Origin of the sequence: Nonomuraea sp. ATR24 (assembly GCF_041950485.1) — a bacterium.
In the GTDB taxonomy this organism is placed as follows: domain Bacteria; phylum Actinomycetota; class Actinomycetes; order Streptosporangiales; family Streptosporangiaceae; genus Nonomuraea; species Nonomuraea ceibae.
Window position 1 is genome coordinate 568386 of the sequence record NZ_JBGNUU010000005.1, and the last position, 13545, is coordinate 581930.

A 13545-nucleotide genomic window follows, 5' to 3' on the forward strand; every position below is an offset into this window, starting at 1 on the left:
CAACACCTTTTAGTGGCGGGCGCGTTCGAGGGCGTCCCAGAAGCCTCGGCGCAGGGCGTGGCGGACCTCGTCGTGCAGGAGGAAGTCGATGGGCAGCGACGAGCCCTGCAGCAGACGGGCTTCCAGGTCGGAGGGCATGCGCGGTTTGCGGGCGAGGACGGCTTCGAGCCAGAGGGCCGGGGCGTCGCGGGCGACCGACTCGCCGAAGTCGTGGCCCTCGCGGTGGGCGGACTTGACCGCGTCGGCGAGCGTCGTGGCTCCGGCCGTGGCAGCCGATGGCGGTGACACCGGGGCGGCCTGGGGGCCGGTGTAGGAGGTGCCGAGCTGCGACGGGTAGGCGCCGGCGCTGGACGGCGAGGAGAACTGGCCGGTCGTCGGCGACTGCTGCTGCGGTTGCTGTTGCTGCTGGGGGACGGGGCCCGTGGCCGGGGCGGGTGACGGCGACGGTGGGGGCGAAGACGCCGGGGCCGGGGCCGGGTCGGCCTGGAAGGTGTAGGTGGGCAGCGCGGGCGGCGGCTGGGCGCGGCCCGGCGACGACCCCGAGGACGGCTGGGGTGACGGCTGGGCGGGCGGCGGGGTGCTCGGGCCGGGCTGCGGGACGGCGTGGCTGCCGGTGCTGGTGGGGGCCGACGGCAGCGACGGCGGGAGCGCGGCGGCCGGGAGCGAATGGGCGCCCTGGCCGTTGCCGAGCGGCTGGTGGTGGTGGCCGTTGGACGCCTCGGTCGCGCCGGTGACGAGCGTGACGTACGGGCGCAGGTGGGCGCCGCCGAGCTCGATGAGGTCGTCGCTCTCCTGCCGGAGCGTGCGCGAGACGGCCCAGCTCGCGGAGCTGGCCTCGGCGGCGATGTTGACGACGGTGACGCGGATGCCGAGGTCCTGGGCGTCGCACACGACCTGGGTCAGGTCCTCGTCGCCGCTGACCACGACCGCGTCGCAGATGGCGTTGTTGCGGGCCAGCGTCATCAGGTCGCGGTGCACCTGGGCGTCGACGCCCTCGCGGCGGCCGGGCCGGATGCGCGACAGCCTGAGCTTGAGGCCGGGGATGTCGGCGAGCGCGTCGTGCTCGGGGGTGTGCCGGCCCTCGACCGTCGCCTCGTACCAGTAGCAGCGCAGCAGCGGCAGGCCGGTGCGTTCGCGCGACAGGCTCGACATGAGCTGCAACAGCCCCGGATAGTCCCAGGAGACGGCTTCGCGATGGCGAGTCCCATGCACGGCCATCGCCCCGTCAGCCAGCAGATAGCCGGCGTCCACGAACAGCGCGCAGCGATCCACTGACACGGCCCCTTTCCTGGTGGTCCGACTTGCTGGCTCCGCACCGTGAGAGCCGGACTCGGCGGCCCTGTCCCAGGGTAATGAAAGCAAGTGATCGCGCGAGGGTTAATCCCGACGATTCGCCCCGCCGCCGACGTTATGCCTGACCAACAAGCCGCACGGTACCATTTTGTCCCGTTATTGGTCACGGCTCTGCGCGCACGCTCACGGCCGCGACCCCGAACATCACCGCGTCCCGCTCCGAGGCGATCGACACCCACGGCCGCGATCCGAGCCGCCCGGTGATCGTGTCCACGTCGACCCCGAACGTCATCCCGCCGGCACCGCCGGACGAGCCGTCGAAGACGTTGTCCCGGTCGCGGTCGCCGCCCGACGGCGTGAGCGGACCCGTGCCGAGCGACACCTTGTCCCCCTTCAGATCGGCGTCGCCCTCCCAGACGACGACCTGCGCCCTGGCGTCGGCCGCCCCGCGTCCCAGCCCGCCGAGCGGCATCCGTACGAGATCGTGCTCGCCGCCGACCACGGTGGCGCCGTCGAGGACGACGGCCCTGCTGTACGGGACGTCCGGGGCGGAGACGACGACCACCAGGCTCCAGCCGGCATGCCCGGGCAGGTCCGCGGGCCCGGCGGCGGCCCACCACGTGCCGGACCTGTTGACGGCGTTGACCAGGCTGGTGACCTCGGCGAACGCCTGGTAGGCGGGGCCGGACGGCAGCTCCGCCCAGTCGACGTGGGTCGGCCGGATCTCCACGTAACGCTTGCGGCCCGGGGCCCTGAGCCTGACGGGCGCGACCTCCTGGGGTTCGCCGGCCTCCGGGGCGCCCGCCGACCAGTAGAGGCCCGCCCAGACGGCGCGGGCGCCCTTGGGCAGGGCGAGCCGGGCCGCGCTGGAGACGGGCGTGTCAGGCTCGTCGTCCTGGTCCTGCGGGCGCATCGGCCACAGGTCGTTGTCGCGCTGGTCGCCGTGGCGTCGCCGGGCCATCGCGCAGTCGTCGTGGCCGTCCGGGCAGTCGACGAACGAGTTGCCCGTGGCCCGTACGGCGACCTTGCCGTCCGCCGCGAACCTGGCGGGGGCGCCGGAGGCGCGCACGCCCGCCGCCGACTCGGCCCGCGCGCGGAGGGGGCCTGCCTCGACCCTGAGAATCGGCCCCTCGCCGCCCGGGGCGGAGGCGGCGACCTGGACACGCAGGAACACCGCCGTGGCCTCGCCCGCACCGAGCGGCCGCCGGGCGCACCTGACGCCTTGCCCGGCCAGGCGGCAGGACCAGCCGTCGACCGCGCCGACCGGGGCGGCCCGGCCGTGCGTGGCGGGGGACGTACGGGCCGAGGAGGTGACGCCGGACGGGCGGGTGCCCGGGGGCACGGGGGTGACGCCCGGCGGGAGGTCGATGGCGGCGTAGACCGGGGCGGTCGCCTTCTTGCCGGTGTTGCGCAGGCGCATGGCGACGATGCCGGGGCGGTCGCGGACCAGGGCGCCCATGGCGCTGATCGTGGCCGTCAGGCGGGCCTTGGCGGGGGTTCCGGCAGGCGGGCCGGCGGATTCGCGGGCGGGGACACGCGACGGCGGGGCCGGGACGCGCGACGGCGGGGCGGGACGCGGCCGGGACGACGGCGGCTCGGCGTGCGACGGCTCGATGGGCAGCGGCTGGGAGACCGGCGCGGTCTCGGGCCGGTCGGCGGAGACGAGGGCGAAGGCGGCGGCGACGGCCATGACGGTGAGCGCCCCGGTGGCGACCACGACGTGCTGGCGGCCGGGCAGGGCGCGGACCCAGGCGAGGGTGCGGCGGACGCGGAGCCTGACGGGCGAGGACATGGCGGCGACGTAGCCGCCGGCGGCGGGGCCGAGCAGGAGCGGTGCGACGACGGTGCGCAGGGCGCGGCGCACGTCGGTCAGCTCGGCCAGGACGGTCCGGCAGGCGTCGCAGCCGCGTACGTGCTCGTCGACGGGCTTGGACTCGCGCCTGGTCAGCCCGCCCTTGACGTACGCGCCGAGCTTTCCGAGCACCGGGCGGCACTCCAGGGGCGGCGAGGCGGTGAGCCGGGTCTGCAGGTAGGCCTGGCGCAGTCCCTCGCGGGCGCGGTAGGCGAGCGCGGCCGCGCCGTTGGCCGACAGCCCGAGCAGCGGCGCGACCTCGGCAGGCCGGGCGCCCTCGACCTCGACGTGCCACAGGACGGCCCGCCAGCGCTCGGGCAGCGACTGGTAGGCGACGGCGGCCGGGGCGCGCACGGGCTCGTCGTCCGCCGTCTCGGGGCCGGTGGACAGGCGGGTGCGGTGGTCGGCAGTGCGCCGGACGACGGTGAGGAGGTGGGTGCGGAAGGCGGCCTCGGGGCCGTCGCCTCGGCCCATCACGTCGAGAACGCGGGTGAACGCCTCGGCCACCACGTCCTCGGCCTCGTCGTCGGGCACCAGCCGGCGGGCCAGGACGCGGGCGGCGGCGACGTGGCGTTCGTAGAGCCGTCCGTATGCGGTGGCGTCGCCTCCTCGGACGGCTTGGATGAGTTCTGCGTCGCTCTGGGATGTTTCGGCACTCATAGTGACCTCACGGTTACGAACCGTTGCCCTGGGAGTCATTCCGCACCCACCCCCGTGGTTAAACCGATCGCGTGTCTTTGCCTGCGTCAGGCCCCCGGAGCGGTGGTCCTAAGCTGGGGACATGAGTGACCGCGACAGCCTGCTGGCCGAGATCAAGAAGAAGGCCGTCGTGCACGGCCGGGTGGTGCTCTCCTCCGGGCGGGAGGCCGACTTCTACCTCGACCTGCGCCGCATCACGCTCGACGGGGTCGCCGCGCCGCTGGTCGGCAGGGTGATGCTGGAGCTGACGGCCGACCTGGAGTTCGACGCCGTGGGCGGGCTGACGCTGGGCGCCGACCCGGTGGCGACCGCCATGCTGCACGCGGCGGCGGCGCAGGGGCGCTCGCTCGACGCGTTCGTGGTGCGCAAGGCGCAGAAGGCCCACGGCATGCAGCGTCGGATCGAGGGCCCGGAGGTCAAGGGCCGCCGGGTGCTGGCGGTGGAGGACACCTCGACGACGGGCTCGTCGCCGCTGACCGCCGTGGAGGCGCTGCGCGAGGCGGGCGCCGAGGTGGTGGCCGTGGCGACGATCGTCGACCGGGGCGCCGCCGCGCGGATGGCCGAGGAGGGCCTCGACTACCGCACCGCCTTCACGCTCGCCGACCTGGGGCTCTGACTCACTCGCCGGGGCCGGTGACGGTGAACTCCTCCTGCTCGCCCGCGTCGCCGCGGGGCCTGGTGCTGCCGTTCTCGGTGACCCGTACGGTGCCGGCGTCGGTCAGCACCACGTCGAGCTCCGGCTCGTAGTAGCTGACCTCCTCGCCGCGGGTCATGTCGCGGTGCTGGAGCACGTCGCCGCCGGGAACCCGGACGGTGACCATCGGGCAGGTGTCGGCCAGGCATTCGATGCGCACGGTGGGCACCCGGCCGCCGCTCGACGGCGTGCCCGAGGTGTGGGCGCGGCCGGGCGGCGCCGTGGTGTCGAGCGAGCTGAGCAGTGCCCGTACGCCGATGACCAGCAGCGCCACCACGGCGATGACGGCCAGCACGGCGAGTGCCATGCGGGCGAGGCCCATCGGATCCGACCTGTGGCGTCCCACAGTGGGGAGAGTACCCGGTGGTAACGCTCCGTTCCGGATGGTCGCGAAAGATCGCGCGGGCGTTGTCTCTACCACGGCGGGTAACAGACCGGGATACTGGCTGCGCGAAGCCGTTACTTCTCAGGGAGATGACTCATGCCTATCGCGACTCCAGAGGTCTACGCCGAGATGCTCGACCGTGCCAAGGCCGGCGGGTTCGCCTATCCGGCGATCAACGTGACCTCGTCCCAGACCCTTAACGCGGCGCTGCGCGGCTTCGCGGAGGCGGAGAGCGACGGCATCGTCCAGGTGTCCACCGGTGGCGCCGAGTTCCTGTCCGGGGCCACGGTCAAGGACATGGTGACGGGCGCGACCGCGCTGGCCGAGTACGCCAGGGTGGTGGCCGCCAAGTATCCGGTCACGGTGGCGCTGCACACCGACCACTGCCCCAAGGACAAGCTCGACGGCTTCATGCGGCCGCTGATCGACATCTCGCTGGAGCGGGTGTCGAAGGGCCTCGACCCGCTGTTCCAGTCCCACATGTGGGACGGCTCGGCCGTGGAGCTTGAGGAGAACCTGGAGATCGCCAAGGAGCTCCTCGACAAGTGCGCCCGCGCCAACATCATCATGGAGATGGAGATCGGCGTCGTCGGCGGCGAGGAGGACGGCGTCGTCGGCGAGATGAACGAGAAGCTCTACACGACCGCCGGTGACGCGCTGGCCACGGCCGAGGCCGTCGGCCTGGGCGAGAAGGGCCGCTACATGCTGGCGGCCACGTTCGGCAACGTGCACGGCGTCTACAAGCCGGGTCACGTCAAGCTGCGGCCGAGCGTGCTGAAGGAGATCCAGGACGCGGTGGGCGCCAAGTACGGCAAGGACAAGCCGTTCGACCTGGTCTTCCACGGCGGCTCCGGCTCGCTGCTGGAGGAGATTCACGAGGCGATCTCGTACGGCGTCGTCAAGATGAACGTCGACACCGACACGCAGTACGCGTTCACCCGGCCGGTGGCCGACCACATGTTCCGCAACTACGACGGCGTGCTCAAGGTCGACGGCGACGTGGGCAACAAGAAGGCGTACGACCCGCGCTCCTACGGCAAGGCGGCCGAGGCGGGCATGGCGGCCCGGGTGGCCGAGGCGTGCGAGCACCTGAAGTCCAGTGGGACGAAGATCTCCTAGCCACGTACGCGGCCCGGCGGGTATGACTTGTCCTATGGATAACCTTCTCGCCGGGCCACCCCCGACTCACCTGCCGGACCTGCCCGAGGCTCGGGAGGCCCTGGAATCCGGCGCCAAGGCCTCGGACGTGGCCGCCCGCTTCCCCGCTTTCCCGGCGGCCTGGGCCGCGCTCGCAGAGGAATACTTCGCGCAGGGTCATGCCGTCACCTCTTACGCGTTCGCCCGCACCGGCTATCACCGGGGCCTCGACCAGTTGCGCCGCAGCGGCTGGAAGGGACACGGGCCGATCCCGTGGGAGCACGAGCCGAACCGGGGGTTCCTGCGCTGCCTGTACGCGCTGTCGCGGGCGGCTCAGGCGATCGGCGAGAAGGACGAGGCCGAGCGGTGCGCGCAGTTCCTCAGGGACAGCACCCAGACGGGTTACGACGCGCTGACCAAGGGCTAGCTCTTGGGACGAATGCGCACGTTCGGGTAGTCTCTCTACGCAAGAGCCCCTGTCGCGCTTGCGCCAGGGGTTTCGTTTTGTGCTCGGGAGACTGAACAATGCCGGCTGCCGTTCTCGTGGGCGCCCAGTGGGGCGATGAGGGCAAGGGCAAGGCCACCGATCTGCTCGGTGGCGACGTCGACTACGTCGTCCGTTACCAGGGTGGCAACAACGCGGGTCACACCGTGGTCATCGGTGACCAGAAATACGCGCTTCACCTGCTGCCTACGGGCATCCTGTCGCCGGAGGTGGTCCCGGTGATCGGCAACGGCGTCGTCATCGACCCCGGCGTGCTGCTGGGGGAGATCGACGGCCTGGCCGAGCGGGGCATCTCCGCGGAGCGGCTGCTCATCTCCGCCAACGCGCACCTGATCATGCCGCACCACAAGGCGCTGGACAAGGTCACGGAGCGCTATCTGGGCAAGGCCAAGATCGGCACCACCGGCCGGGGCATCGGCCCCGCCTACGGCGACAAGATCTACCGCGTGGGCATCCGGGTCCAGGACCTGCTCGACCCGGGCATCCTGGCCAAGAAGATCGAGGTCGCGCTGGGCGAGAAGAACCAGGTGCTGACCAAGCTCTACAACCGGCGGGGCCTGGAGCCCGAGGCCGTCCTGGAGGAGTACCTCGGCTACGCCGAGCGGCTCAAGCCGCACATCGCCGACACCTCGCTGGTGCTGAGCAAGGCGCTGGACGAGGGCAAGTTCGTGCTGCTGGAGGGCGGGCAGGGCACGCTGCTCGACATCGACCACGGCACCTACCCGTTCGTCACGTCGTCCTCGCCCACCTCGGGCGGCGCCTGCGCCGGCTCGGGCATCCCGCCGACGCGGCTGACGCGGGTGATCGGCATCCTCAAGGCTTACACGACCCGCGTCGGCTCCGGCCCGTTCCCCACGGAGCTGGAGGACGAGATGGGCGAGTGGCTGCGCCAGACGGGCGGCGAGTACGGCGTCACGACCGGCCGCAACCGCCGCTGCGGCTGGTTCGACGCGGTCATCGCCCGGTACGCGACCCGCATCAACGGCGTCACGGACTTCTTCCTCACCAAGCTCGACGTGCTGTCGGGCCTGGAGCGCATCCCGGTGTGCGTCGCGTACGACGTGGACGGCACGCGGCATGACGAGATCCCGATGACGCAGACGGACTTCCACCACGCCAAGCCGATCTACGAGGAGTTCCCCGGCTGGCAGGAGGACATCACGGGCGCCAAGACGTTCGAGGACCTGCCGCCGAACGCCCAGGCGTACGTGCGCACGCTGGAGGAGATGAGCGGCGCGCCGATCTCGGCGATCGGCGTCGGCCCGGGCCGTGACCAGACGCTGGTCATCCGCTCGCTGATCTGAGCACGGCCGCCGTCATCGGCGAGTGCAGCCGCCAGCCGAGGCGTTCGTAGAGCGCCCGGCCCTCGGGGGTGGCCACCAGCACGCCGCCGGTGGCGCCCGCCGCGTGGGCGGCGGCTGTCAGCGTGCGCATGACGACGCTGCCGAGGCCGCGCCGCCGGTGGCCGGGGGCGGTCTCGACCCGGTCGACGACGGCGGTGCGGCCGGCGACGGCCAGTTGGCCGCGTGCGGCCATCTCGCCCGCCGCCGTGAGGAGGCGGGCGACGGTGACGCCGGAGCGGGTGGTGACGGCCGTCGTGTAGCCGGCGGGCGCCTTGACGGGCTCGGGGCGCAGCGCGGCGGTCATCATGAACTCGGGCGGCTCGATGTCCCAGCCGGCGGGCAGCCAGGGCGCGATCAGGTCGGCCGGGGCGCAGAGCTTGAGCCAGGTGCCGGGGGCGGTGATCGTACCGGTCAGGTGCTGGATGAGGGCCGGTGTCGGGGCGGGCAGGACGTGGCGGACGAGGTGGCCGGGCAGGCCGACGTCCACGCGGTAGCCCCAGGGTTCGGGCACGGGGGGCGGGGTGTCGCGGGAGATCACCCACCCGTCGACCCATGCCCTGACCGTGTCTATTTGGGTAGTTTTGAGAGCCCCCGTCATGGTTGTGCATCTTATTGCAAGACTGTTGCATTTATCGCGTTAAATTCGGGTGCGATCATCGGGATGAGCTGCCTACTCTCCCCCTCATGGACATCCGACGCGTCACCCGCTCCGAGGCCGTCGAGGCGGCCGGCCGGCTCTTCGACGCGGCGCCCGAGCGCGAGGCCACCGAGAGGTTCCTCGCCGACGACAGGCACCACCTGCTCGTCGCCTACGTGGACGACGTCCCCGCGGGCATGGTCACCGGGGTCGAGATGACCCACCCCGACAAGGGCACCGAGATGTTCCTGTACGAGCTCGGCGTCGACGAGGCGTACCGCGGCCAGGGCATCGCCAGGGCGCTGGTGCTGGCGCTCGGCAGGCTGGCGCGCGAGCGGGGCTGCTACGGGCTGTGGACGGCCACCGGCGAGGACAACGAACCGGCCCAGGCCACGTACGAAAGCGCGGGCGGTTCGCCGGAATGGGACCAGGTCGTCTACTCATGGACCTACGAACAAAGCCCGTAACCGTACAAAATGGGCACGGCGTGGCGGCGCGTGAAGGCACGCCGGGCCAGGTAGGGTCCCCGGTGTGCGCGTTGAGATACATGGTCATCGGGGTGCGAGAGGCCTCTGGCCCGAAAACACGCTGCCCGGCATGAGCCGCACGATGGAGCTCGGCGTCCACGCGCTGGAGCTCGACGTGGCGCTCACCGCCGACCGGCGCCTCGTGCTGACGCACGACCTCACGGTCTCGGCCGTGACCAGCACCGACACCCGCCCGGTCACGCCCGGCGACCCCGCCTTCCCGTACGTCGGCAAGCCGATCAACGCGCTGACGCTCGCGCAACTGCGCACGCTCGACGTGGGCGTGCGCCTGCCGCGCCACCCCGACGACCCGTTCGCGCTCACCCAGGTCGCGATGCCCGAGACCCGGATGCCCACGCTCGGCGCCGTGCTCGGCCTGGTCAACGCCTACGCGGCCGAGAGCGTACGGGTGCACGTCGAGCTCAAGTCCGACCCCACCAGGCCCGCGCTCACGCCCGACCCCGAGCTCTACACCGAGATGGTGGTCGACGAGCTCGACCGGCACAACAGGCTGCGCAACGCCGCGATTCTCAGCTTCGACTGGCGCATCATCGGCTACGCCGCCAAGCTCGCGCCCGACACGCGCCGCTTCGCGCTCGTCGAACGCGCCACGCTCGGCTGGAACGGCCCGCTCGGCGACGACATCCCCGCCGCCGCCCGCGACGCCGGGGCGACCACGCTCTCCCCCGAGCACGTGATGGTCGACGAGAAGCTGATGGCGCAGGCGTCGCGCGCCGGGCTCGACGTGGCCGTGTGGACCGTCAACGACGCCGCGCTCGCCGCCCGCATGCTCGACCTCGGCGCGGCCGGGATCGTCACCGACTATCCCGACCGCATGCGCGCCGTGTGGGCCGAACGGGGCCTGGAGCTGCCCGACCCCGTCGAGCCGCTCAAGCCCGTCGGCGTCTAGTCAGAGCCAGCCGTTGCGGCGGAAACCGCGGTGCAGCAGCACACAGGCGGTGATCATCACCGCGAGGACCGCCGGATAGCCCCACACCTGCTTGGTCTCCGGCATGAAGTCGAAGTTCATGCCGTAGATGCCGGCGATCATCGTCGGCACCGCCAGAATCGCCACCCACGACGAGATCTTGCGCATGTCCTCGTTGGCCAGCGCGTTCGAGCGGGCCAGCGCCGCCTGGAGGATCGAGCTGCACAGCTCGTTCGACGAGTCGACCTGCTCGCACACCCTCGACAGGTGGTCGCCCACGTCACGGAAGTATTCGCGCATCTCCGACGGGATCACCCGCCGCTGGGGCAGCGCCGCCAGCGGCGCCTGGAGCGGCGTCACCGCCCGCTTGAGCTCCAGCATCTCCCGCTTGAGCTGGTAGATCCGGTTGATGTCGCGGGAGCTCACGTCGGCGAACACCGTCGCCTCGACCTCCTCCAGCTCCAGCTGCATCAGGTCGGCCACCTGGAGGTAGCGGTCGACCACGTGGTCGGAGATCGCGTGCAGCACGCCCGCCGGGCCGCGCTCCAGCAGCTCCGGCTTGGTCTCGATCCGCTCGCGCACCTCAGCCAGCGGGCAGTGCTCGCCGTGACGCACCGTCACCACGAAGTCGACGCCGAGGAACACCATGATCTCGCCCGCGCCGATGATCTCGCTCGTGGCGGTCAGCTCGTCGTGGTCCAGGTACGCGATCGTCTTGAGGACCATGAACAGCGAATCGCCGTAGCGCTCGACCTTGGGGCGCTGGTGGGCCTTGACCGCGTCCTCCACGGCCAGCGGGTGCAGGCCGAACACCTCGGCGAGCCACTCGACCTCGGGCGCGGCTGGCTCGTGCAGCCCGACCCAGACGAACGCCCGGGGCCCGGCCGAGGCCACGCGGTTGTGGGCGCGGACCAGCTCGACGGACTCGGCTATGCCGGTGGCGGGAGCCTTCTTGCCGTCGATGTACGCGCCGTACTCGACGATGGAGTCAACAGGGGGCACGCAGGCTTCACGCACCGGCTGCGGGCGCTGACGCGGGGCGTGCGGCTGCACAGGGTGACGGTTGATGCGACGGAAAAGCGTGGACGAGCGCATGGCAGTCCCTTTCCGCCCGACCTGGCACGCTCCACGCGCGACGAAAAGTCACCTCAATCAACACGCATGCGTGGAGGCACGATCAGGCTGCCGGATTGGAGTGGTCGGGGGTATTCGGGGAGTACGTGGGTGAGCACGTACTGCTGGGATCACCAGGATTCATCCCGGACCACCTCCAATCGCGTGGGGACGCCAGAAAGCCGCCCTAACTTACCACAGGAGCGCCAGTCAAGCGCCGCGTACACGCCGACGAGCTCCGCACCGGTTCCGGCGGCTTCCCGGGGGCGGGGCCGGTTCGGGGCGGTGGGCTGCGAGAATGGGCGGGTGCGCGTTCTAGTCATTGGATCCGGTGGGCGTGAGCACGCCCTGTGCCGTTCGCTCCGCCTCGACCCGCAGGTCGGCGAGCTTCATTGTGCCCCCGGCAACCCGGGGATCGGGGAGGTCGCGACCCTGCACCGCGTCGATCCGCTCGACCCGCAGGAGGTCGCGGGGCTGGCCGGGCGGCTGGGGGTGGATCTGGTCGTCGTCGGGCCGGAGGCGCCGCTGGTGGCCGGCGTGGCCGACGCGGTCCGCGAGGCGGGCATCGCGTGCTTCGGGCCGTCCCGGGAGGCGGCGATGATCGAGGGCTCCAAGGCGTTCGCCAAGGAGATCATGCGCGCGGCCGACGTGCCGACGGCGCGGTCCCGGGTGTGCGTGACGCCGGAGGAGGCCGCGGCGGCGCTCGACGAGTTCGGCACCCCGTACGTGGTCAAGGACGACGGGCTGGCGGCGGGCAAGGGCGTCGTGGTGACCGGCGACCGCGACGCGGCGCTGGAGCACGCGCGGGCGTGCGGCCGGGTGGTGATCGAGGAGTTCCTCGACGGGCCCGAGGTGTCGCTGTTCGCGCTGTGCGACGGCAGCACGGCGGTGGCCCTGCAGCCGGCGCAGGACTTCAAGCGGGCCCACGACGGCGACGCCGGGCCCAACACCGGCGGGATGGGCGCCTACACGCCGCTGCCGTGGGCTCCCGAGGGCCTGACCGACCAGGTGATGCGCGAGGTCGTGCATCCGACGATCGGGGAGCTGAGCCGGCGCGGGCTGCCTTTCCAGGGCGTGCTGTACGTGGGGCTGGCCCTGACGTCGAAGGGCCCGAAGGTGATCGAGTTCAACGCGCGTTTCGGCGACCCGGAGACGCAGGTGGTGCTCGACCGGCTGGAGACGCCGCTGGGCGGGCTGCTGATGGCGTGCGCGACCGGTGAGCTGGGGCCCGACCCGGTGTTCCGCGACGGCGCGGCGGTGGCGGTGGTGATCGCGTCGGAGGGCTACCCGGAGGCGCCGGTCAAGGGTGACGTGATCGGCGGGCTGGAGCCGACGCCCGGCGCGTACGTGCTCCACGCGGGCACGGCGAGCGACGGCGACGGCGGGATCGTGTCGGCCGGCGGGCGGGTGCTGACCGTCGTGGGCACCGGTCCCGACCAGGACAGCGCCCGGCGCAACGCCTACGAGCTGGTCTCGCGCGTCGAGCTGCGCGGCTCCCACTACCGGACGGACATCGCCCGATGAAGCACCTGCATTCCGGCAAGGTTCGCGATCTCTACCAGACGGACGACGGGCTGCTGCTGATGGTGGCCTCCGACCGGATCTCGGCGTTCGACTACGTGCTGGAGCCCGACATCCCCGACAAGGGGGCGATCCTCACGCAGATGTCGCTGTGGTGGTTCGAGCAGTTGCGTGACGTGGTGCCCAACCACGTGGTGGCGCGGGGGGCCGAGCCGCGTGGTGTGCTGGTGCGCCCGCTGGAGATGGTCCAGGTGGAGTGCGTGGCCCGGGGCTATCTGACGGGCGGCGGGCTGGCCGAATACCGGGAGACCGGCACGGTGTCGGGAGTGGCGCTGCCGGCCGGGCTGGAGGACGGCTCGCGGCTGCCTGAGCCGATCTTCACGCCGTCGACGAAGGCGCCGATGGGGCAGCACGACGAGCCGATCGCCTTCGAGCGGGTGGTGGCCGAGGTCGGCGCGGAGACGGCCGAGGAGCTGCGCCGGATCACGCTGGCCGTCTACGCGCGGGGCGCCGAGATCGCCCGCGAGCGCGGCATCATCGTGGCCGACACGAAGATCGAGCTCGGCTGGGACTCCGACGGGGTGCTGACGCTGGGGGACGAGGTGCTCACGCCCGACTCCTCGCGCTTCTGGCCGGCCGACGAGTGGCAGCCGGGGCGTTCTCAGCCGTCATTCGACAAGCAGTATGTCCGGGATTGGCTAACGTCGCCCGAATCCGGATGGGACAAAAACTCCGGAAACCCCCCACCGCGCCTTCCTGACCACGTGGTCGAGCGCACCCGGCAGCGCTATCTCGACGCCTACGAGCGCCTTACGGGCACTTCCTTTACCGGATGATTCGGCCGGGTCACGTGGTGATAGCGGCTACTGTTGGCCGGATCTAGCCCCACCGATAATTTGCAAGGAGCCGCA

General features: G+C 71.9%; 13 protein-coding genes. 8 read left to right on the plus strand and 5 right to left on the minus strand.

Annotation, left to right across the window (positions count from 1 at the left end):
• Nucleotides 1-9: 9 nt before the first annotated feature.
• Both ACBI99_RS17015 and ACBI99_RS17020 read right to left on the minus strand, forming a co-directional pair.
• Nucleotides 10-1272, minus strand: coding sequence for an NYN domain-containing protein (locus ACBI99_RS17015; protein WP_219499452.1), 1263 nt, complete (start codon nt 1270-1272; stop codon nt 10-12).
• 184 nt (nt 1273-1456) lie between these two features.
• Nucleotides 1457-3805 carry a sigma factor gene (locus ACBI99_RS17020; RefSeq protein WP_375072671.1) on the minus strand — a complete coding sequence of 783 codons (2349 nt, stop codon included), beginning with the start codon at nt 3803-3805 and terminating at the stop codon, nt 1457-1459.
• Nucleotides 3806-3926: 121 nt separating this feature from the next.
• Here ACBI99_RS17020 and pyrE point away from each other — a divergent pair, with 121 nt between their 5' ends.
• A complete protein-coding gene (gene pyrE / locus ACBI99_RS17025; protein WP_219498976.1) occupies nt 3927-4460 on the plus strand; it encodes an orotate phosphoribosyltransferase in 534 nt (177 codons plus the stop codon).
• Between the two features lies 1 nt (nt 4461).
• Here the strand turns inward: pyrE and ACBI99_RS17030 are convergent, their stop codons facing one another.
• Entirely contained in the window at nt 4462-4884 is a 423-nt protein-coding gene (locus ACBI99_RS17030; RefSeq protein ID WP_219498974.1) for a hypothetical protein, read from the minus strand.
• 135 nt (nt 4885-5019) lie between these two features.
• On the opposite strand from ACBI99_RS17030, the gene fbaA reads away from it, so the two are divergent.
• The 3 genes from fbaA to ACBI99_RS17045 all read left to right on the plus strand — a co-directional run bounded on the left by fbaA (nt 5020) and on the right by ACBI99_RS17045 (nt 7869).
• Nucleotides 5020-6042 carry a class II fructose-bisphosphate aldolase gene (gene fbaA, locus ACBI99_RS17035; RefSeq protein ID WP_219498972.1) on the plus strand — a complete coding sequence of 341 codons (1023 nt, stop codon included), beginning with the start codon at nt 5020-5022 and terminating at the stop codon, nt 6040-6042.
• A 34-nt stretch (nt 6043-6076) separates the two neighbouring features.
• A complete protein-coding gene (locus ACBI99_RS17040; protein WP_219498970.1) occupies nt 6077-6487 on the plus strand; it encodes a DUF3151 domain-containing protein in 411 nt (136 codons plus the stop codon).
• A gap of 98 nt (nt 6488-6585) precedes the next feature.
• Nucleotides 6586-7869 carry an adenylosuccinate synthase gene (locus ACBI99_RS17045; RefSeq protein ID WP_219498968.1) on the plus strand — a complete coding sequence of 428 codons (1284 nt, stop codon included), beginning with the start codon at nt 6586-6588 and terminating at the stop codon, nt 7867-7869.
• Here the strand turns inward: ACBI99_RS17045 and ACBI99_RS17050 are convergent.
• Nucleotides 7850-8419, minus strand: a complete 570-nt coding sequence (locus tag ACBI99_RS17050) for a GNAT family N-acetyltransferase (RefSeq protein ID WP_375072672.1) — start codon at nt 8417-8419, stop codon at nt 7850-7852. The genes ACBI99_RS17045 and ACBI99_RS17050 overlap by 20 nt on opposite strands.
• 173 nt (nt 8420-8592) lie before the next feature.
• Between ACBI99_RS17050 and ACBI99_RS17055 the strand changes: the two genes are divergently transcribed.
• Together ACBI99_RS17055 and ACBI99_RS17060 are read left to right on the plus strand one after the other, a co-directional pair.
• Nucleotides 8593-9012, plus strand: a complete 420-nt coding sequence (locus tag ACBI99_RS17055) for a GNAT family N-acetyltransferase (RefSeq protein ID WP_219498966.1) — start codon at nt 8593-8595, stop codon at nt 9010-9012.
• Between the two features lie 64 nt (nt 9013-9076).
• A complete protein-coding gene (locus tag ACBI99_RS17060) occupies nt 9077-9982 on the plus strand; it encodes a glycerophosphodiester phosphodiesterase family protein (protein ID WP_219498964.1) in 906 nt (301 codons plus the stop codon).
• Here ACBI99_RS17060 and corA read toward each other — a convergent pair whose 3' ends face one another.
• Complete coding sequence (corA, locus tag ACBI99_RS17065; RefSeq protein ID WP_219498962.1) at nt 9983-11095, minus strand: magnesium/cobalt transporter CorA; 1113 nt, start codon at nt 11093-11095, stop codon at nt 9983-9985. It abuts the gene before it with no gap.
• A 324-nt stretch (nt 11096-11419) separates the two neighbouring features.
• Here corA and purD point away from each other — a divergent pair, with 324 nt between their 5' ends.
• Together purD and ACBI99_RS17075 are read left to right on the plus strand one after the other, a co-directional pair.
• The gene (gene purD, locus ACBI99_RS17070; RefSeq protein WP_219498961.1) at nt 11420-12637 is read left to right on the plus strand and encodes a phosphoribosylamine--glycine ligase; all 1218 of its coding nucleotides are present in this window, start codon (nt 11420-11422) and stop codon (nt 12635-12637) included.
• Nucleotides 12634-13470, plus strand: coding sequence for a phosphoribosylaminoimidazolesuccinocarboxamide synthase (locus tag ACBI99_RS17075; RefSeq protein WP_219498959.1), 837 nt, complete (start codon nt 12634-12636; stop codon nt 13468-13470). Before purD ends, ACBI99_RS17075 begins: the two co-directional genes overlap by 4 nt.
• Nucleotides 13471-13545 lie beyond the last annotated feature (75 nt).